The organism is Patiriisocius marinus (genome assembly GCF_008974325.1).
Taxonomy (GTDB): Bacteria; Bacteroidota; Bacteroidia; order Flavobacteriales; family Flavobacteriaceae; genus Patiriisocius; species Patiriisocius marinus.
The window spans coordinates 527,893-547,508 of the sequence record NZ_BKCG01000001.1; the positions used below are offsets into that span (position 1 = coordinate 527,893).

The following is a 19,616-nucleotide window of genomic DNA, read 5'->3' on the forward strand; positions in this document are numbered from 1 at the left end:
TAAAGCTTTCAGGATTATTAATTCTGAAAGCTTTAATTTATTTAACTAAAACTCTAATTAATTAAAAGTGTGATACTTACCAAATATCAAATTTATTTAAGCAAATTTCCATTCTTTAAAATTTCAGAATAAAATAGTATTACAAAAACACTTTAAAATATTTGCACTCTCCTATTTGTCAATCAAATAAATAAGCTTATTTTTGCCGTCCTTTAAATAAGGGACAGAAATAATTTATTAATAATTAGACAAAGAACATAATGGATACATTAAGTTACAAAACAGTATCTGCTAACAAAGCCACTGTAACAAAAGAGTGGTTAGTAGTAGATGCGGACGGGCACACACTAGGTCGTCTTGCGAGTGAAGTTGCAAAACTTCTTCGTGGTAAACACAAGCCAAGCTTTACACCTCACGTAGATTGTGGAGACAATGTGATTATCATTAACGCAAGCAACGTCCAATTAACAGGAAACAAGTGGAGAGACAAATCTTATATTCGCCATACGGGTTACCCAGGTGGACAAAGAAGTCTTACTGCTACAGAATTGATGGACAAAAATCCAGCACGCGTGGTGGAGAAAGCTGTAAAAGGAATGTTACCTAAAAACAAATTAGGAAGTGCAATCTTTAGAAACTTGAAAGTGTATGCTGATGCAAACCACGGTCAAGAAGCTCAAAAACCAAGAGTAATCACTATTAACACCGCGACGAAATAATGGAAAAAATTCACAAAATAGGAAGAAGAAAAACGGCTGTTGCTCGTGTGTACCTTACTGAAGGTAAAGGAGATATTACAGTTAATAAGCGTGACTTAGCAAGTTACTTTACTACTGCTACATTACAGTACAAAGTAAAGCAGCCATTAGTAATGACTGAAAACGAAACTACTTTTGACATTAACGTTAATGTTTACGGTGGTGGTATTACAGGACAAGCTGAAGCTATTCGTCTTGCATTGTCTCGTGCAATGTGTACATTAAACGATGAGAATCGTGGTATTCTTAAGCCAGAAGGATTACTTACAAGAGACCCAAGAATGGTTGAACGTAAGAAATTCGGTCAAAAGAAAGCCCGTAAAAAATTCCAATTCTCGAAACGTTAATATTATTTACATTAGTTGTCGCTTTGCATTTATTGCTTTTCGACAGGTTAATATACAAGTTCTTAAATAAATTGAGTATTAAATAAGCTGTTAGTCCCGCTCTGCCGGGCGGGACAATTAGTTTAGTATCTAAATCAAGCCTTTACTTTTTAGCATCGCTAAAATTACACAGGAAGATTGACGTCTAAACATACAGAACGTAAACTAAAAAAAACATGGCAACACAAACAAACACAGAAGTTAAAGAACTTCTAAAAGCAGGTGTACACTTTGGACACCTTACAAGAAAGTGGAATCCAAATATGGCTCCTTACATCTACATGGAGCGTAATGGAATTCATATAATCAACCTTTACAAAACTGCTGCAAAAATTGACGAAGCAAATGAAGCTTTGAAAAAAATTGCTGCTTCAGGACGTAAAGTACTTTTCGTAGCTACAAAAAAACAAGCTAAAGACATCGTTGCAGATAAAGCTAAAGCTGCTAACATGCCTTATATTACTGAAAGATGGCCTGGTGGAATGTTAACAAACTTTGTTACAATCCGTAAAGCTGTTAAGAAAATGACTTCTATCGACAGAATGAAAGCTGATGGAACGTTCCTTACACTTTCTAAAAAAGAACGTTTACAAGTTGATCGTTTACGTGCTAAACTAGAAAAGAACTTAGGTTCAATTAGTGATATGACACGTTTACCAGCTGCATTATTTATTGTTGATACAACTCGTGAGCACATTGCAGTTGCTGAAGCAATTAAATTGAACATTCCAATTTTCGCAATGGTAGATACGAACAGTGACCCTAGAGTTATTGATTACGTAATTCCATCTAACGATGATGCATCTAAGTCAATCGAAAAAATTATGGGATCTGTTTCTGAAGCATTAATCGAAGGTTTAGCTGAACGTAAGTCAGGTAAAGATGCAGATGACGCTAAGGATATGAAAAAAGCTGCTAAAGCCGATTCTAAAAAGGTGAAAGAAGAAACTACAGTTTCTGAAGCTCCTAATACAAGTGTTTCTGACAAAAAAGCTATGGAGGATGCAAAGCAGCCTGTAAAACTTGAGTCTAAAAAAGAAACTCTAGAAGCTACTAAAGAAGAAGAGTAAATCTCGATTCAATATTAAGTATAGAGTCGTTTGATTTTTTTTCTTCTGAAATAATTTTAAACGACTTTTTAAGTTAAGTAATTTATTAATGCTATTCGCAATAGCGGATATTACAAAAATATATTTAAGATGGTAAAAATCACTGCCGCACAAGTAAACGAATTAAGAAAAAAAACCGGAGCTGGAATGATGGACTGTAAAAAGGCCCTTGTTGAAGCTGAAGGTAACTTAGAAGATGCAATTGCTGTACTACGTAAAAAAGGACAGAAAATTGCTGAGAAAAGAGCAGACCGCGACTCTAGTGAAGGTGCTGTTGTTTCTCAAATTAATGATGACAACACAAGAGGTGTTGTGTTATCATTAAACTGTGAAACTGATTTCGTTGCAAATAACGATTCATATACTGCAATGGCTAAAGAAATGGCAGCTATCGCTATAAACTATAACACGAAAGAAGAATTTCTTGCTGCAAAGTTTGATGATTCAATGACTGTTGCTGAAAAATTAATCGAGCAAACAGGTGTTATTGGTGAGAAATTGGAAATTGGAGGTTTTGAAATTCTTGAAGCTCCTTTTGTAGGCACATATATTCACGGTAAGAAAATTGGTGCTTTAACTGGTTTAAGTTCTGCTATTGAAGGTGCTGAAAAATTAGCTAAAGAAGTATCAATGCAAGTAGCTTCTATGGGAGCAACTACATTATCTTACAAAGATTTTGACGCTGCTTATGTTGCAAGTGAAACTGAAGCACGTATTGCTGCAATTGAAAAAGACAATATTGAGCTTGGACGTTTAGGAAAAACATTAAAAAATGTTCCTTCTTTTATCTCTAGATCTCAATTAACTGATGATGTTTTAGCTAAAGCTGAAGAAGCTGCTAAAGCTGAATTAAAAGCTGAAGGAAAGCCTGAACAAATTTGGGACCGCATTCTTCCAGGAAAAATGGAACGTTTTATCGCTGATAATACAACATTAGACCACGAGAAAGCATTACTTGATCAAAACTTTATTATGGACGACAAGAAAAATGTAGGTGACTACGTTGCAGCTCACGGAGATGTTTCTGTTGTTGGTTTTAAAAGAGTAACTCTAGCATAAACAATACGCAACTACAATTTGTGGTTGTTACTTATTATATATTAAATCCGCTTCTAGCTTTTGCTAACGGCGGATTTTTTTATTCATGAAAATTAAGTATTTTGATTTCAAATTATACTGAACGTTATCCATGAACAAAATCATATTTTTATTTATTATAAGCCTACCACTACTAAGTGTCTCGCAAACTGACGTATTAGAAATAAGCGTGAATGAAAAAGACAACATCTTAATATTCAAAGGGCAAAACAGTAGCGATAAAGCTATTGAAGCAACCTTGCAACTTAAAAACATAGCTGGCTTAAGAGCATCTACTAGACCACAAACAGTTATTATAGAAGCAAAAGAATCAAAAACTATTACAACCGCAGCTATTAAAGGAGCATACAGTTACCAATATAATTCTAATTATAAAGTTGTTGAGAAAGCTATACCGCAAAAATCTTTAATCACTCAAAGCAAATATCCATTAGAAAATTTAGAAGAAATTAATAATGGCATTGTGGTGTTTGATAAAACTGACTGTCCAAGATGTAACAGAACTGTATCCTTCTTATCTGAAAACAAAATACCATTTAAAACTATTGATATAAGAAAAAATAAAAAAGGTTTAGCCCTTATGAATAAACTTTTAATAGAGGATGGAAATGAAAGCAACTTCACTACACCAGTTATACTTGTAAACGGTGAAATATCATATAGCCATGAAGATCTTGAGGCATTTCTAAGTAGTTTACTTAAAAAATAAGTAATTACTAATCATTTTTTTATTTAAAATAAAGCTGTAAAAACTCTTTCTGTTTAGTTTTAGAAACTGGAATAGCCTTTCTGTTTTATAAAACAACATAACCTTCGTTTTTAAATTCGGAAACTTTCTACAAATTAACAATGTGCGACTTATGACATTTGTAAAAAGGATTGGGTACCATTTTTTTCAAACTTACCAATGTTATATGAACTTACAATTTCAGAAGAGTTCTCAAGATGAATTTTAGTATATCCATCATAACCCTCAACATGTAGGATATCGTTATAATTAACAAACAAAAAACCATTACTAGTAGGAATCATCAACTTGTCTGCCTTGCTAGAAGTGGTTGTTAAGTGATTTAAGAGCACGTTGTCTTTTTTGAGAGCGATTCAACCTGATTGTCATTTTATGCCTTGTATGGATTGATTAACAAGCACTTTCATTAAAGGAAGTGATTCTCTAAAGCGAAAACACCATTCGCTTAAAAACTACATAGTAGGTTTTAAGCCCATAAGTAGGGGACAAATACCCCTATATCACAAATTCTTTTGTTCATTATTAATAAACGCAAAAGTGCTTAAGTGTCCCTCAAACACAAATAAAAACTCAATAAAATAAACTGACATAATTATACTCAATAATTCAACTACAACTAAAAACATATTTTCCTATTTTTGCACCCAATAAATCCACACACATGCACTATAAAAGAATTTTACTTAAACTATCTGGTGAAGCCTTAATGGGAGACCTTCAATATGGTATCGATCCAGTTAGATTGCAAGAATACGCTCAGGACATTAAAGCAATTATTGCTAAAGGTGTTGAAGTAGCTATCGTTATAGGTGGAGGTAATATCTTTAGAGGTGTTGCGGGTGCTAGTCGCGGTATGGACCGTGTGCAAGGTGACCATATGGGAATGCTTGCAACCGTAATTAATGGTCTTGCATTACAGAGTGCCTTAGAGGATGAAGATATTCCAGTTCGTCTACAAAGCGCTATAAAAATTAATGAAGTTGCTGAACCTTTTATTCGCCGTAAAGCAATGCGTCACCTAGAAAAAGGTCGCGTAGTAATTTTTGGTGGCGGTACTGGTAATCCTTATTTTACAACAGATAGTGCAGCTGTTTTAAGAGCCATTGAAATTAAAGCCGACGTAATACTAAAAGGAACAAGAGTTGATGGTATTTACTCAAGTGATCCAGAAAAAAATAGTGACGCAACAAAATTTGATGATATCAGTTTCGACGATGTATTACGAAAAGGTCTAAAAGTAATGGATACCACTGCATTTACATTAAGCCAAGAAAATGAATTACCAATAATCGTTTTTGATATGAATACAAGAGGCAACTTAATGAAAGTTGTGATGGGAGAAAAAATAGGAACTAAAGTTAACTTATAATATATTCCGAAATTTTCTGAATTCATTAAAATTTCAGATAAATTAAAATTGTTATTTTTGAAATGGTCTAATTATTGAATAACATTTTTTAGATTATTAAAATTTCAGAAGTGAAATGCCTGACAACTTAATGGTTAACACCTTAAGACAAAAAGATTGAGAATAGTTAATCTCTATCATTCGGGTTTTTAGAATAAGCATTAAATAAAAATAAATCGTAAACTAAACTTAGTGAACGTAGTCGTATTATGGAAGACGAAATTGAATTTATTATAGACAGTACTAAGGAAGCAATGGACAATGCTCTTGTTCACCTTAAAAAGAAATTTTCTAACATTCGTGCTGGAAAAGCTTCACCAGCGATGGTTGGTAGCGTAATGGTTGATTATTATGGTAGTCAAACACCTTTAAGCCAAGTTGCAAATATCAACACCCCAGACGGTATGACTATTACCATCGCACCTTGGGAGAAAGGATTAATTCAAGAAATAGAAAAAGGAATTCATTTAGCTAACATTGGTTTTAACCCAATGAACAATGGCGAAAGTGTAATAATAAATGTTCCACCATTAACTGAAGAACGTCGTCGTGAACTTGCTAAAACTGCAAAAGCCGAAGCTGAAGATTCTAAAGTAGGAGTACGTAACGATCGTAAAAATGCTATGAACAGCATTAAAGACCTTGATATTAGTGAAGATTTACAAAAATCACTTGAAGAGGACGTTCAAGAAATGACAAACAAGCATATTAAATTGATTGACGAGCTATTTGTTGTTAAGGAAAAAGAAATAATGACGGTTTAATTCAAAACAACGTTAAACATTATACAATAAAGCGGCTCATTAGCCGCTTTATTTATAGTTTTGAATCTTAAAACATCGTTTTTAATAATCCTTATGCGTAATCCACTTCTCCTCTTATTGCTTCTCGTTGGGTTAACTACTTTCGCGCAACAACCTACCATACAAACAAAGCAAGATACTACAGCCACTAAAGCTGAAATTAAAGAGAGTCCATTTGTAACTGGTTTTTATCCTATTGGCTTTTTTGATATTGACCTAAAATATATCGTTAAATTTAATAGCTATGAAGGTTTACGCCTTGGAGTAGGTGGAGTCACTAATGAAAAATTGTCTGATCGCTACAAAATAGGTGGTTATGTAGCTTATGGATTCAAAGACAAAAACATAAAATATAGTATAGGTAATTCATTACGAATTAATAAAGAAAATAACACATGGATAAATCTATTCTATGCAGATGATATAGCCGAAATAGGAAGCTTTAAATACCTTACTGATGATAGAGTTTACTCCGTTTTTGAACCACGACTTGTAAACGTTACTCAGTTTTATAAACACAAAACGTGGCAAGCAAACATCCAAACCGAATTTTCAAAAAAGTTTTTAGCAGAAGCTAGAATATCAAGAAGCGGTATAAAACAAATTGAAGATTACCAGTTTGTAAATAAAGGAAAAACATATCGAGATTACGAAGTAGCCGAAGCAACCGTTAGCGTTAGAATAAGTCCTAAAACTAACTTTTTCACTTCTGAAGATGGCCGCGTCGAATATTTTGATGGATTTCCAAAAATTAGCGCACAAATAACAAAAGGAATTAGCGGACTAACTTCTAGTGATTTTGATTACACAAAATTTGGTTTAAAATTAGACTACTACATTAAGCGCACTAATTTATCTTCCACTAACTTTTTACTTGAGGGATTACTCGCAACTGGCGATGTACCTCTCACCCACTTATTTCATGCATATCCAAATAACCCAACTAAAGATGAAATTCTACAACGATTTTCAGTAGCTGGGCGTCGTAGTTTTGAGACTATGTATTTTGGCGAATTTTTCTCAGATAAATTAGCCACATTACAAGTGAGACATAGTTTACGTCGTTTTGACTTAGGTAGACGCTTCAAGCCTGAATTAGTTTTTGTAACACGCCATGCTATAGGAGGTTTAGACAATATTGAAAGCCATTTAGGACTAACCGCTCCAGACGAAATAGGCCCTGCTTTTGGAACGTTAGAACAGGTTTTTAATGAAACTGGTTTTGAAATCAACAAGCTAATTTTTGGTTTTGGTTTAAGTTTCGCATATCGCTATGGGTATTATAACTTACCTGATTTCGAAGATAATATTTCGGCTAAATTCACTTTTTATCTGAAATTATAAGTCCATTTCTATTACTGCTTTTATACCTAAAACAGCACGATTCTAAAACCTCATTTTACACTTACATTCAACAGTCAATCTTTAATTTTAAAATCTGTAATTCATTTATTTTACTTATTTATGCAGTGCTTTTTTTTCAATCTGAAACTAATTGCAACGCAGAACCAAGCAAATATGAATTCTTTCAGAGTATTATTATTCTTAATATTAGCAACATTAAGTGTCGCAGCTCAAACAAAAAAGGGTGATACCATTCAGGATAAAAAAGAATTGAAGTTTGATTATAAAGCTTTAATTATCCCTACACTTTTAATAAGCTATGGAATAATTGGTAAGGATCACGAAGATTTACTAGACTTTGACACCTCTTTTAACCACGGAGTAAATAATAATCATTTACGAAAATTTCCTATTGACGAGGCAACGCAGTCACTTGCAATTGCTTCAGTGTATGGTCTAAATTTAATAGGCATAAAAGGAAAAAATAATTTTAAGGATCGAACTATTATTATAGCAACTGCAGGTATATTAGTTGGTGCTACTTCTTTAGCATTAAAACGGTCTATAGATAGGCAAAGACCAAATGGATCTGGACTTTCATCATTTCCGTCAGGACATACTGCAACTGCTTTTATGGGTGCCGAATTTTTATATCAAGAATACAAAGATGTTTCCATTTGGTATGGCATATCAGGATATGCAGTAGCTGCAGGTACAGGTTATTTAAGGATGTACAATAGAAAACACTGGCTTACCGATGTTGTTGCTGGCGCTGGAATAGGAATTTTAAGTACTAAAATTGCATATTGGACTCATCCATTTTTAAAACAACTATTTATAAAAAAAGAAAAATCATTATCAGGATCTATCGCGCCTTATTATAATGGGGAACAATATGGTCTTGGTATGTTGATGTCTTTTTAGAATTCAAAATATGAACTTAGGTTCATGTTTTGAAATAGAATTATCATAAGTTGCTTAAATTTTTCAACAACTTTGTTGGATTCCTTACCTTTACAAAACTACCGTAACATCTATATCATTGAACAAACTTTTTAGCATTGGTTTTTGGAGTGCAACAGCACGTTTTATTTTACGTAATCGTGTCTTCATTTTAATTGCTATAGCCGCCTTTACCGTTTTTTTAGGAATGCAATGGAAACATATGCGTTTTACCTATACCGAAGCTAATATGCTTCCTGATGACCACGAAATAAACCAAGAATACAATGAGTTTTTAGACAAGTTTGGTGAAGAAGGAAATTTAATTGTTTACGGTGTAAAGGATAGCCTACTCTTTACCCCAAGCCACTTCAACGCTTGGAATAAATTATCTATGGAGTTAGGAACTGCTCCAGAGGTTGATTTAACCCTATCCGTAGGTGATTTACAAAAGCTAGAAAAAAGAAAAGATTCGGTTGGATTTGTAATGGTACCTCTTGTACAAGATTCCATTTTAAACAAGAAACAACTTGATAAATTACAATACGAATTATTTGAAAAACTACCTTTCTATAGTGGCTTAGTGTATAGTCCAGATAAAAAATCGGTTAGAACGGCAGTCTATCTAAAAAAGGATATTGTAAACACACCTGCAAGAAAAATATTTATCGAGGAAGTTTTAATTCCTAAAATAGCTGCGTTTGAAAAAGAAACTGGAATTAAGGTATATACCTCTGGTATGCCTTATATCAGGACATTAAATTCACAAAACATTATCGATGAAATTGGGATGTTTATTGGCGCAGCACTTCTTGTTACCTCACTCATTTTCTTCTTCTTTTTTAGATCATACAGAGCTACATTTATTTCAATGATTACAGTGATTGTTGGTGTACTTTGGGCATTTGGTATATTAGGGTTATTAAAATATGAAATCACGGTATTAACAGCACTAATACCACCTTTGATTATTGTAATTGGGATTCCCAACTGTATTTTTTTAATAAATAAATATCAACAAGAAATACAATTACACGGTAATCAAGCAAAATCACTTCAACGCGTTATTGCAAAAGTTGGTAATGCCACGTTAATGACTAACGTTACAACAGCTTCAGGTTTTGCTACATTTATACTTACAAATAGTCAGCTATTAAAAGAATTTGGTGTAGTTGCTTCTATTTGTATTATTGCCATATTTCTTCTCTGCTTGCTTATAATTCCTATTATTTACAGTTTTATGCCAGTGCCTAAAAACAAGCACTTAAAGCATCTAAACAAAAGATGGATTAACAGTTTTGTAGACTGGATGGAAAAAATGGTTAGAAATAACCGTATTGCTATTTACATTGTCTCTATTGGACTTCTTTGTCTAAGTATTATTGGAATTTATACTATTAAAATTTCGGGAAGTCTTATTGAAGATATGCCAAAAAAGGCGGAGTTTTTTAAATCAATCCGATTTTTTGAAAAAGAATATAAAGGGATTATGCCTTTAGAAATTTTAATTGACACAAAGCGCAAAAAAGGAGTGATGAAACTCGCTACTCTTAAACGCATGGATGAGTTACAAACATACATTGAGGAAATTCCAGAATTTTCTAAACCTCTTTCTATTGTTGACCTTGTAAAATTTAGTAAGCAAGCCTATTACAATGGAAATCCAGAATATTATCAATTACCAAACAGTCAAGAACGCACCTTTATTTTAAGCTATGCTAAAAGCAGTGCAAGCGACACTAACCTGCTCACTAGCTATGTTGATTCTACTGGACAATACGCACGTATTACTGCGTTTATGGCAGATACAGAAACGGATCGTTTTGACCGTATTGAAGAAGATTTAAAAGCCAAAGCACTCAAGTTATTCCCTGAGGATAGATATAACGTAACACTCACTGGAAAAGCCTTAGTATTTCAAAAAGGAACTAAATACCTAGTAAACAATCTTATTATAAGCCTCTCACTCGCCATTCTATTAATAGCATTATTTATGGCGTGGATGTTTAGAAGTTTTAAAATGATTATTGTTTCATTACTCCCTAACTTGTTGCCGTTAATTATTACAGCAGGACTCATGGGCTTTTTAGGGGTACCTATTAAACCATCTACAATTCTAGTTTTCAGTATTGCATTTGGTATATCGGTTGATGATACTATTCATTTTCTTGCAAAATACCGACAAGAACTTATAGCGAATGATTGGAAAATTAAGAAATCAGTTTACGCTGCACTTCGAGAAACCGGTGTAAGTATGTTCTATACTTCCATTGTACTTTTCTTTGGGTTCTCTGTATTTACTATTTCTAGTTTTGGAGGCACCGTTGCACTAGGAGCCTTGGTTTCGGTTACTTTAGTATTTGCAATGCTTGCTAATTTATTACTACTTCCTTCGTTATTGCTTTCACTTGAAAAAAGTATTGCAAACAAGAAAACCTTTAAAAAACCAGCACTTAGGATCCTACCTGAAAGCATGGAAGATGAAGATAATATTTCAGAAGAAAAATAAGGATTACACAAATAAAAAAGCCTGAACAATTTAACATTGAACAGACTTTTAAGTAACAGAAGGAAATTTACTTTATTCCTTAATAAACTTTTTAATACTTTTTGTAACACTATTTGTAACAACAACCAAATAAACACCATTAGTTAAGTTAGAAACATCTGTTGCAACCGTTGTGTTAGTACTTGTTTTAGAAATTTGTAGTTTTCCTCTAATATCATACAATTCTATGCTACTATTTTTCAAAGACTCTGGCAGCACTAAACTCAATGTATTTTGAACTGGATTTGAAGCAATTGTAAAAGTAGGTAATCTATTATCTTCAACACCTAATAATTGATCACCATACACAGCAACATCACCGTTACTATTGGTTAAGGTTAATTGTTTATTACCATCGCTATCTGTTAGGATTTCGTATTCAATTGGATCGCTAACCGCATTTGTTTCGTGTTGAAAAATTTGATCAAAATAAATATTATCAAAATCAATATTCTCTTGGATAGAGCAAGTTTCTTGCGTTATAGAAACAAGACCATTTGGTAATAAAAAAAACCCTGTATCAAACAAAACATCACCTCCCCAGCATATACAAACACAAGTCTCTAAAAAATATCCGTTCCCAGTAGATAAATACTCTAATTTTGGTGTTTCTATTTCGTTATTACTTGGTGATACTATAACTGTACCCCCAATATTTATTTCTCTTAAATACCAAATTGTATTTACTAAGTCTGGTTCTTGAGCAGAACTGATAAATGAAAAAAAGCACACAAAAACTAATATCATAATATTTTTCATAATTTATGAATTTTATTGTTTAAGAATGGTGCACGAATGTCACCCTCATAAATTAATATATTTTTAGTTAAGCAGTATACTACGAGGGGAGTTATAATCTTACAATAAAACAGCGCATTACATAAGATACTTAAAGATATAATATTAAATCTAAAAAAAAATTAGACTTAATTATTATTATTTTAATGACGACCAATTTATTGCTTAATACAAAAAAAGCAACTCTTTTTAGTTCTTCGGAAATAGGTCAAATCCAATTTCAAATTTCTGAATTAAAAAGTATCTTTGGTGTTTCAAAAGAACAATCATGAAACACACCGAAATAGTACACGCATTAGCCAAGGAGGCCTCATTACACGAAATTACCATTAAAGGATGGGTTCGCTCTTTTAGGAGTAACCGCTTTATTGCCGTTAATGATGGATCTACCATAAAAAACCTTCAATGTGTAGTAGATTTTGAAAATTTTGATGAAGAAACGTTAAAGAAAGTTACAACGGGTGCTGCAATTGAAGTTACTGGAACTTTAGTTGAAAGTCAAGGGCAAGGGCAAAGCGTAGAAGTACAAACTTCTAAAATTACTATTTTAGGCGAAGCAGACCCTGAAGAAGTTAAGCTTACAATTTTATCCCCTAAAAGACACAGTTTAGAAAAGTTACGTGAGCAAGCACATTTAAGAGTACGTACAAATACTTTTGGTGCCGTAATGCGTATGCGTTCTAAACTATCGTTCGCAGTACATAAATATTTTCAAGAAAATGGCTTTTACTATATGCACACGCCAATTATTACAGGAAGTGATGCAGAAGGTGCTGGAGAAATGTTTAAAGTTTCGGCTTTAGACCCTAAAAATCCACCTCTTGATGACGACGGAAATGTTAATTATAAAGAAGATTTTTTCGCAAAAGAAACGAACCTAACTGTAAGTGGTCAGCTTGAAGCTGAAACGTATGCAATGGGCCTTGGTAAAGTATATACTTTTGGACCAACGTTTAGAGCTGAAAACAGCAACACATCTAGACACCTAGCTGAATTTTGGATGATTGAACCAGAGGTTGCTTTTAATGACTTAAATGACAATATGGATCTTGCTGAAGATTTTATCAAATACGTACTTAAGTATGTACTTGATAATTGCCAGGATGATTTAGAGTTTCTTGAAAATAGAGTACTTCAAGAGGACAAAGCTAAGCCACAAGCAGAGCGTCAAGAAATGACACTTCGCGACAAATTAAGCTTTGTTGTTGACAATAACTTTAAGCGAGTAAGTTATACTGAGGCTATCGATATCCTTAAAAACAGCAAGCCAAACAAGAAAAAGAAATTTAAATATATCATTGAAGAATGGGGTGCTGACTTACAAAGTGAACACGAGCGTTTTCTAGTTGAAAAACATTTTAAATGCCCCGTTATATTATTTGATTACCCAGCAACAATTAAAGCATTCTATATGCGCTTAAACGAAGATGAAAAAACCGTTAGAGCAATGGATGTATTATTCCCTGGTATTGGTGAAATTGTAGGTGGATCTCAACGTGAAGAACGTTACGATGTTCTTAAACAGAAAATGCAAGCAATGGATATTAGTGAAGAAGAGCTTTCTTGGTATCTAGACTTGCGTAAATTTGGAACCTGTACTCACAGTGGGTTTGGATTAGGTTTTGAACGCCTCGTACTTTTCGCGACAGGAATGGGTAATATTAGAGATGTAATTCCTTATCCTCGTACACCGGGGAATGCTGAGTTTTAGTATTCAGTAACCGCAATATTTATAAAGGCAAATTAGACAAAAAACAATATATAGTTTATTATTCTGATTTTCAACTTATTAACTAAATATTTTAAATTGATAATCTTTTACTAAATCCAGCACCATAATCACATTGGTAGCTGGATTTTTTTTAACTTTATAAAAAGTAAATAATCAAAATGTTAAAACAGAATCTTTCTTTTAAATTATCTCAAAAGTTATCTCCACAACAAATACAGTTGATGAAGTTAATTCAACTACCTACGCAGGCATTTGAGCAGCGCATTTCGCAAGAAATGAACGAAAACCCTGCATTAGAAGGTGGTAAAGAGGAAGCTGAAAAGTTTGATGAAGATATTAATGATGATTATCAAGATGATTATGACGACGGAACCGAAGTTATTGAAACTGACATAAATGTAGACGATTATTTAAGTGATGACGAAACACCAAGTTATAAGCTTTCGGCTAACAACTACAGTGCAGATGACGAAGAAACGAATATGCCGTACGCATCAGGTATTTCATTTACACAACATTTAATGGCACAGCTTAACACATATCGCCTTAAAGAAGATGAAAAAGAGATTGCTTTATTTTTAGTTGGCAGTGTTGATGAAAGCGGATATATCCGCCGTGAAATAGCTGATATCGTTGACGACCTTGCGTTTACACAAAACATATACACAACCAACGAGAAAGTACTTAACGTTCTTAAAAAAGTACAAGATTTAGATCCAGCAGGTGTAGGCGCTCGAGATCTACAAGAATGTTTATTGTTACAACTTGAACGTAAAGAACATACTCCATCAGTTACTTTAGCGATTGCATTATTAGATGATGCTTTTGAACATTTTTCTAAAAAACACTATAAAAAACTACTTGCTAAATTTGATATTACTGAAGATCAACTTCGTGATGCTATTCACGAAATTGAAAGTCTGAACCCTAAACCAGGGGGAACTATTTCAAGCGGTACTCGAATGGTTGAACACGTAGTTCCAGATTTTGCAATTAAAATTATTGACGGAAAGTTAGACTTAACCCTTAATGGCCGAAATGCTCCGGAATTACATGTATCTCGTGAGTATACTAATATGCTAAAAGGATACAAGGAGACTAAGGAAAAGTCTAAATCACAGAAAGATGCTGTAATGTTTATTAAGCAGAAATTAGATGCTGCAAAGTGGTTTATCGAAGCTATAAAACAGAGACAACAAACCTTATTTGTTACAATGAACGCTATTATGCACCGTCAAGAAGCTTATTTCTTAACTGGTGATGAGCGTAACTTGAAACCAATGATTTTAAAAGATATTGCAGACACAATTAACATGGACATCTCTACCGTATCTCGTGTAGCAAATAGCAAATACGTAGACACACCTTATGGAACTAAACTCATCAAAGAGTTTTTTAGTGAATCCATGAAAAATGATCAAGGAGAAGATGTTTCTACTAGAGAAATTAAAAAAATTCTTGAAATCACTATTGGAGAAGAAAACAAACGCAAACCTCTAACTGATGATAAACTTGCTGGGATCCTAAAAGAGAAAGGATACCCTATAGCTCGTAGAACAGTAGCTAAATACAGGGAGCAATTAGACTTACCAGTTGCAAGACTTAGAAAAGAGATTTGATGAATACCTTTTTAAAAAGTGTCGCTTACATTATTCACCCTCTCTTTATGCCAATTACAGGTGTATTGTGCTATTTTTTCACATCACCTAGATTTATAGAACCACAGTTTATGATAGCTAAGCTTATGGCGGTTATCATCATTACTATCTTTATACCAATTATTTCTTTCTTCCTTTTAAAGAATTTAAAGGTTATCAACTCTATACATTTAGAAAATGTCGCAGAGCGGAAATACCCATTAATGATACAAGTGCTTCTAATACTATTAATTTTGAAAATGGTTTTTAGAACCTATGATGATATTGAATTGTATTACTTTTTTGTAGGAATATTATTTACCTCGCTGACAGCACTTTTCCTGGCACTATTTAAGGTTAAGGCTAGCTTACATCAAATGGCAATATCGGGAGTTTCAATGTTTTTGATGGGATTGAGCATACACTTTAACATCAATCTATTAATAGGAATTTCAATCTTCGCTATTTTAAATGGGCTTGTAGCAACTTCAAGACTGCATACAAACTCACATACAAATCCTGAATTAGTTATTGGCTTTTTTATAGGATTAATACCACAACTTGTATTGTTCCCATATTGGTTATAAAAAATAGAAGAGTAATCCTAACTTCAACGTTGTTACATCAACAGCATCTCCTTGAGTAGTCACTGCATCAGTAAAGAAAGGATTTAAGCCATAATATGCGTAGAAGTTTACCGTATTATACCCAAACGAAAAAGTCGCCCCTAAACGCAGTTTATCGAACTCAGGGATATCTGTTTGATTAATATTATTGTCTGTTTGCTTAAAACTAGATTTATACCAATAAACATAGCCTAATCGTACTCCAGCATAAACGCGCCAAAAACGGTAGGTATCTGCAGTAGAAGATCTCCACCTAAATTCGAATGGAACTTCAAGACTTGAGGTACTAAATCTATTTCTATCATAATCAATACTTTCTTCATCAATAACTGTAAATATAGACTGCTCATTTGAATCTTCACCAATAAACAAAGTGTTACCATATTCATCAAACGATATCCCTAAACCAACAGCAACAGCTATATTACGCCTTTTATTTAAGGGCATATCGCGCAAATAACCAAAACTCAATCCACCTGTTAAGCCGTTAGAGCGAGCATCGCCAGGTTTATTTAATAATAGATTATAAGTAACTCCAAGATAAAACTGATCTTCGCGGTATTTAGAATCTAGTATAGATACACTATCCTTTGAGATTGCAAAATCATTTTCATTAGGACTTTGAGAAAATCCATAAAAAAAGTAAAAAACAGCCAGAATTATTAATATGTGTTTTTTGTGAAGCATTGTATAAAGATACTTTATTTTAAAAAGCTATAAAACAAAAACGTCTTTCCTAAAAAGAAAAGACGTTTTAATAGTTACTTAGAAATAGATTAGTTTTCTAATTCATTCCCTGGAGAAGTGATATAGATAATTTTAACCATATTTAATTTTCTAAGTTCTTCTTTAATATCTGTTACAAGACCAGTGTTAGTTTCACCATCAATTTTAAGGGCAACAACAACACTATTCTGTAGTTCAGGAAGTAATTTCTGGCGTTCTTCTGTTAATGCAAATTGCAATGACTTTACATCAGCAAATTTATCACCTATTTGAATTTTACCTTCCGTACCATACTTTTCAGCATAGCGTGAACTTGGCTTTCCGGCATAGATATAAACAGAACGGTCCTTTTTAAGTTTCTCAACTTGATCAGCTTTAGGAAGCTCTTGTTTTACAAGCAAATTATCTTTTCTCAAAACGGTTACAACCATAAAGAAAAATAATAACATAAATACAATATCTGGAAGAGATGCTGTATTCACCGCTGGTAACTCACCGCCTTTTTTCTTTTTAAACTTTGACATGTGCTCTATTTTTATTTACCTGATTTCTTTGGCTCTGCTTCAGAAAGTTTCAAAGGAACCATATCTTGAATCTGCTTAATCTTATCCATAGCTGCATCCTCATTACCTTTGTAATCTCCTTCATCAAGAGCTTTCTTTACTTCGGTATATTTCCAGCCAAAAAGTCGTTGTGATTCACGATCTCTTAAAAAATTATATGCTGCTACTAATTCATTCTGTACAGCTATATATGTTTTGTAATCAGTGTTTCTGTCATTCTGTACAGAAATCACCGCTTTGTTTGGATTATCTGAAGAAGCAGGGTCTCTCCTACCTTTGCAGTAGGTACAAGTTCCATCTCCACCATTATCTAAAAAAGCAATAGCTTCTTGTCGTAAATCTTTAAGATCCATCAATTCACTTTCAACAAGTAATTGATTGTCTTTATTAACATTTACAATAAAGATATTTTTTTCTTTAAATAAAGGAGGGTCAACATTATCTGGCTGATCCGGTGGCAATTGACGCGCAATCCCTTTATCCTTTTCAATAGTAGTTGTTACTAAGAAAAAGATAAGCAAAAGGAAAGCGATGTCAGCCATCGACCCAGCATTCACCTCTGGTGTTGCTCTTCTAGCCATATTATTATCTTGTTGTTAATTTTTTCACTCCGCTAAAAACCATTGAAGCAATAGCTAATATTGCCATTATGTAGAAAGCATAAAGTCCAGTACCAATCCATTTAGATGTTTGAGCAGTTACTATCTCACCATCTTTTGTTAATGATTCTGTTCCTTCTGCAAGAACGTACGATATTACAACGATTAGTGCTACAGCACCAATTGAAATAAGCGTTTTCTTAATATCTCCCTGAAATACTCCTTTAACTACAAAGACTAGTACTGCAAAGCATACAATAGCAAAGATTAAATATGCTACATATAGTATCATATCTAGACCTTCTCCGCCACTGTCGCGAATAGCTTCATCACCCTTAGCAACTAGCATCCCCCAAAAGATGACACCGGCTACACCAAGAATAAGTGCTATAATTTTAGTTATTTTATGTAAAGCCATTATTAGGTGGTTTTAATATTATTTTTTGTTTTTGTAGTCTACTAGCATATCAATCAAAGTGATTGATGCATCTTCCATACTGTTTACAATGCTATCAATTTTAGCAATAATGTAATTATAAAAGATTTGAAGGATAATCGCTACGATCAATCCAAATACTGTTGTTAAAAGTGCTACTTTAATACCACCGGCTACTAATGACGGGTTCATATCTCCAGCTGCTTCAATTTTATCAAAGGCAACAATCATCCCGATTACTGTACCCATGAAACCAAGCATAGGAGCAAGAGCGATAAATAATGAGATCCAAGAAACATTCTTCTCTAATTGTCCCATTTGAACTCCACCGTAAGCAACTACTGCTTTTTCAGCAGCTTCGATGCTTTCATCTGCACGGTCAAGACCTTGATAGTATATTGATGCTACTGGTCCTTTAGTGTTACGACAAACTTCTTTAGCAGCTTCGATTCCACCACTGTTAAGTGCGTCTTCAACGTTCTGAGCTAATTTAGTAGTATTTGTTGTAGATAGGTTTAAGAAAATAATTCTCTCAATTGCCATTGCTAATCCTAAGATTAAACATAATAATACAATACCCATAAATCCAGGTCCCCCTTGGATAAAACGTTGTTTTGCAGCTTGGTGCCATCCTAGTTCTTCTGTGTCTGCTGATGCATCTTCATCTTGAACAAATGTCACAGTTGAAGCTTCAACTAATGAGTTAGTGTTTGTTGGCGCGTTTAATGCTGCAGCGTTTGCAGTTAAAGATCCCGCAAATACAAGTGCGGCAATTGCCATAATAGAAAATAATTTTTTCATTGCTATCGACTTAAAGTTTGATTTTAGTTTAAGGTTTTAAAGATATAAAAATAATTATGTATTCAGCAAGAATATAGTGAATCCACTTACATTTATTTTAATTTAATATTTAGGTAACATTGGTAACTATTCATTTATAGCTATTTATCGTCACATTTAACAAAACAAGATTTTTGCTAAATATCTCCTAATTCAAGCATAATAAGCACTCACATTATATGAATAGGTGATGAGAAAAACCTAATAAATGACAATTGCTCCCACACAACACCTCTATTTTACAAACACAATCAAATTACAAGCGTCCATATATTTATAGTTTTTTTTTAGATAATTGCTTTAAATAATACCTAAAACTACCAATAAGTGTCTAAAATAAAGAAAACCTACATTATAGTAATGTAGGTTTTCTATGCAGAAAGGAAGGGATTCGAACCCTCGATACGTTGCCGTATACACGCTTTCCAGGCGTGCGCCTTAAGCCACTCGGCCACCTTTCTAATTATTTGTGCAAATAACGGGAAAATAGTATTTTCAGAAAAAAGATAACGTTG

General features: G+C 33.3%; 20 protein-coding genes and 1 tRNA gene. 13 read left to right on the plus strand and 8 right to left on the minus strand.

Annotated elements, in window-relative coordinates; translation table 11 throughout:
• The first annotated feature begins 260 nt into the window (after positions 1 to 260).
• The 5 genes from rplM (at position 261) to GBH57_RS02360 (ending at position 4,060) form a co-directional block, all read left to right on the plus strand.
• Positions 261 to 719 (plus strand): 50S ribosomal protein L13, encoded by a 459-nt coding sequence (gene rplM, locus GBH57_RS02340; protein ID WP_151672443.1) that lies wholly within the window; start codon positions 261 to 263, stop codon positions 717 to 719.
• A complete protein-coding gene (gene rpsI, locus GBH57_RS02345) occupies positions 719 to 1,105 on the plus strand; it encodes a 30S ribosomal protein S9 (protein ID WP_151672444.1) in 387 nt (128 codons plus the stop codon). The genes rplM and rpsI overlap by 1 nt, the downstream gene beginning before the upstream one ends.
• Positions 1,106 to 1,320: 215 nt before the next feature.
• Positions 1,321 to 2,214, plus strand: a complete 894-nt coding sequence (gene rpsB / locus GBH57_RS02350) for a 30S ribosomal protein S2 (protein ID WP_151672445.1) — start codon at positions 1,321 to 1,323, stop codon at positions 2,212 to 2,214.
• Positions 2,215 to 2,343: 129 nt separating this feature from the next.
• Positions 2,344 to 3,312 (plus strand): translation elongation factor Ts, encoded by a 969-nt coding sequence (gene tsf, locus GBH57_RS02355; protein WP_151672446.1) that lies wholly within the window; start codon positions 2,344 to 2,346, stop codon positions 3,310 to 3,312.
• Positions 3,313 to 3,442: 130 nt separating this feature from the next.
• A complete protein-coding gene (locus tag GBH57_RS02360; RefSeq protein ID WP_151672447.1) occupies positions 3,443 to 4,060 on the plus strand; it encodes a glutaredoxin family protein in 618 nt (205 codons plus the stop codon).
• A gap of 149 nt (positions 4,061 to 4,209) precedes the next feature.
• On the opposite strand, the gene GBH57_RS02365 is transcribed toward GBH57_RS02360, so the two are convergent.
• On the minus strand, positions 4,210 to 4,431 hold the full coding sequence (locus GBH57_RS02365) for a hypothetical protein (protein WP_151672448.1): 222 nt from the start codon (positions 4,429 to 4,431) through the stop codon (positions 4,210 to 4,212).
• Between the two features lie 329 nt (positions 4,432 to 4,760).
• Here GBH57_RS02365 and pyrH point away from each other — a divergent pair, with 329 nt between their 5' ends.
• The 5 genes from pyrH (at position 4,761) to GBH57_RS02390 (ending at position 11,105) form a co-directional block, all read left to right on the plus strand.
• Positions 4,761 to 5,468 carry a UMP kinase gene (pyrH, locus tag GBH57_RS02370; protein ID WP_151672449.1) on the plus strand — a complete coding sequence of 236 codons (708 nt, stop codon included), beginning with the start codon at positions 4,761 to 4,763 and terminating at the stop codon, positions 5,466 to 5,468.
• 248 nt (positions 5,469 to 5,716) lie between these two features.
• Positions 5,717 to 6,271: a ribosome recycling factor gene (gene frr / locus GBH57_RS02375; protein ID WP_151672450.1), complete on the plus strand. Its 555-nt coding sequence runs from the start codon at positions 5,717 to 5,719 to the stop codon at positions 6,269 to 6,271.
• A gap of 93 nt (positions 6,272 to 6,364) precedes the next feature.
• A complete protein-coding gene (locus GBH57_RS02380) occupies positions 6,365 to 7,654 on the plus strand; it encodes a DUF5686 family C-terminal domain-containing protein (protein ID WP_151672451.1) in 1,290 nt (429 codons plus the stop codon).
• Between the two features lie 174 nt (positions 7,655 to 7,828).
• Positions 7,829 to 8,578, plus strand: a complete 750-nt coding sequence (locus GBH57_RS02385) for a phosphatase PAP2 family protein (RefSeq protein WP_151672452.1) — start codon at positions 7,829 to 7,831, stop codon at positions 8,576 to 8,578.
• Positions 8,579 to 8,696: 118 nt separating this feature from the next.
• Complete coding sequence (locus GBH57_RS02390) at positions 8,697 to 11,105, plus strand: efflux RND transporter permease subunit (protein ID WP_151672453.1); 2,409 nt, start codon at positions 8,697 to 8,699, stop codon at positions 11,103 to 11,105.
• 72 nt (positions 11,106 to 11,177) lie between these two features.
• Here GBH57_RS02390 and GBH57_RS02395 read toward each other — a convergent pair whose 3' ends face one another.
• The gene (locus GBH57_RS02395) at positions 11,178 to 11,903 is read right to left on the minus strand and encodes a T9SS type A sorting domain-containing protein (protein ID WP_151672454.1); all 726 of its coding nucleotides are present in this window, start codon (positions 11,901 to 11,903) and stop codon (positions 11,178 to 11,180) included.
• A 307-nt stretch (positions 11,904 to 12,210) separates the two neighbouring features.
• Between GBH57_RS02395 and asnS the strand changes: the two genes are divergently transcribed.
• The 3 genes from asnS to GBH57_RS02410 all read left to right on the plus strand — a co-directional run bounded on the left by asnS (position 12,211) and on the right by GBH57_RS02410 (position 15,898).
• Positions 12,211 to 13,653: an asparagine--tRNA ligase gene (gene asnS, locus GBH57_RS02400; RefSeq protein WP_151672455.1), complete on the plus strand. Its 1,443-nt coding sequence runs from the start codon at positions 12,211 to 12,213 to the stop codon at positions 13,651 to 13,653.
• A 179-nt stretch (positions 13,654 to 13,832) separates the two neighbouring features.
• Complete coding sequence (gene rpoN, locus GBH57_RS02405; RefSeq protein ID WP_151672456.1) at positions 13,833 to 15,293, plus strand: RNA polymerase factor sigma-54; 1,461 nt, start codon at positions 13,833 to 13,835, stop codon at positions 15,291 to 15,293.
• On the plus strand, positions 15,293 to 15,898 hold the full coding sequence (locus GBH57_RS02410; RefSeq protein WP_151672457.1) for a hypothetical protein: 606 nt from the start codon (positions 15,293 to 15,295) through the stop codon (positions 15,896 to 15,898). Before rpoN ends, GBH57_RS02410 begins: the two co-directional genes overlap by 1 nt.
• Here GBH57_RS02410 and GBH57_RS02415 read toward each other — a convergent pair.
• The 6 genes from GBH57_RS02415 to GBH57_RS02440 form a co-directional block, all read right to left on the minus strand.
• Positions 15,893 to 16,624 carry a porin family protein gene (locus tag GBH57_RS02415; RefSeq protein WP_151672458.1) on the minus strand — a complete coding sequence of 244 codons (732 nt, stop codon included), beginning with the start codon at positions 16,622 to 16,624 and terminating at the stop codon, positions 15,893 to 15,895. The genes GBH57_RS02410 and GBH57_RS02415 overlap by 6 nt on opposite strands.
• A gap of 89 nt (positions 16,625 to 16,713) precedes the next feature.
• Positions 16,714 to 17,187, minus strand: coding sequence for an ExbD/TolR family protein (locus GBH57_RS02420; RefSeq protein WP_151672459.1), 474 nt, complete (start codon positions 17,185 to 17,187; stop codon positions 16,714 to 16,716).
• 11 nt (positions 17,188 to 17,198) lie between these two features.
• Positions 17,199 to 17,807 carry an ExbD/TolR family protein gene (locus tag GBH57_RS02425; RefSeq protein ID WP_151672460.1) on the minus strand — a complete coding sequence of 203 codons (609 nt, stop codon included), beginning with the start codon at positions 17,805 to 17,807 and terminating at the stop codon, positions 17,199 to 17,201.
• Positions 17,808 to 17,811: 4 nt separating this feature from the next.
• Entirely contained in the window at positions 17,812 to 18,243 is a 432-nt protein-coding gene (locus tag GBH57_RS02430; protein ID WP_151672461.1) for a hypothetical protein, read from the minus strand.
• 18 nt (positions 18,244 to 18,261) lie between these two features.
• Positions 18,262 to 19,062, minus strand: a complete 801-nt coding sequence (locus GBH57_RS02435) for a MotA/TolQ/ExbB proton channel family protein (RefSeq protein ID WP_151672462.1) — start codon at positions 19,060 to 19,062, stop codon at positions 18,262 to 18,264.
• Between the two features lie 415 nt (positions 19,063 to 19,477).
• Positions 19,478 to 19,562: transfer RNA gene (locus GBH57_RS02440), tRNA-Ser, on the minus strand.
• Positions 19,563 to 19,616: the final 54 nt, after the last annotated feature.

Excerpts from the sequence above, each read along its gene's own strand:
- rplM (WP_151672443.1), top strand. The coding sequence starts at position 261 with ATGGATACATTAAGTTACAAAACAGTATCTGCTAACAAAGCCACTGTA.
- rpsI (WP_151672444.1), top strand. The coding sequence starts at position 719 with ATGGAAAAAATTCACAAAATAGGAAGAAGAAAAACGGCTGTTGCTCGT.
- rpsB (WP_151672445.1), top strand. The coding sequence starts at position 1,321 with ATGGCAACACAAACAAACACAGAAGTTAAAGAACTTCTAAAAGCAGGT.
- tsf (WP_151672446.1), top strand. The coding sequence starts at position 2,344 with ATGGTAAAAATCACTGCCGCACAAGTAAACGAATTAAGAAAAAAAACC.
- GBH57_RS02360 (WP_151672447.1), top strand. The coding sequence starts at position 3,443 with ATGAACAAAATCATATTTTTATTTATTATAAGCCTACCACTACTAAGT.
- pyrH (WP_151672449.1), top strand. The coding sequence starts at position 4,761 with ATGCACTATAAAAGAATTTTACTTAAACTATCTGGTGAAGCCTTAATG.
- frr (WP_151672450.1), top strand. The coding sequence starts at position 5,717 with ATGGAAGACGAAATTGAATTTATTATAGACAGTACTAAGGAAGCAATG.
- GBH57_RS02380 (WP_151672451.1), top strand. The coding sequence starts at position 6,365 with ATGCGTAATCCACTTCTCCTCTTATTGCTTCTCGTTGGGTTAACTACT.
- GBH57_RS02385 (WP_151672452.1), top strand. The coding sequence starts at position 7,829 with ATGAATTCTTTCAGAGTATTATTATTCTTAATATTAGCAACATTAAGT.
- GBH57_RS02395 (WP_151672454.1), bottom strand. The coding sequence starts at position 11,903 with ATGAAAAATATTATGATATTAGTTTTTGTGTGCTTTTTTTCATTTATC.
- asnS (WP_151672455.1), top strand. The coding sequence starts at position 12,211 with ATGAAACACACCGAAATAGTACACGCATTAGCCAAGGAGGCCTCATTA.
- rpoN (WP_151672456.1), top strand. The coding sequence starts at position 13,833 with ATGTTAAAACAGAATCTTTCTTTTAAATTATCTCAAAAGTTATCTCCA.
- GBH57_RS02410 (WP_151672457.1), top strand. The coding sequence starts at position 15,293 with ATGAATACCTTTTTAAAAAGTGTCGCTTACATTATTCACCCTCTCTTT.
- GBH57_RS02415 (WP_151672458.1), bottom strand. The coding sequence starts at position 16,624 with ATGCTTCACAAAAAACACATATTAATAATTCTGGCTGTTTTTTACTTT.
- GBH57_RS02420 (WP_151672459.1), bottom strand. The coding sequence starts at position 17,187 with ATGTCAAAGTTTAAAAAGAAAAAAGGCGGTGAGTTACCAGCGGTGAAT.
- GBH57_RS02425 (WP_151672460.1), bottom strand. The coding sequence starts at position 17,807 with ATGGCTAGAAGAGCAACACCAGAGGTGAATGCTGGGTCGATGGCTGAC.
- GBH57_RS02430 (WP_151672461.1), bottom strand. The coding sequence starts at position 18,243 with ATGGCTTTACATAAAATAACTAAAATTATAGCACTTATTCTTGGTGTA.
- GBH57_RS02435 (WP_151672462.1), bottom strand. The coding sequence starts at position 19,062 with ATGAAAAAATTATTTTCTATTATGGCAATTGCCGCACTTGTATTTGCG.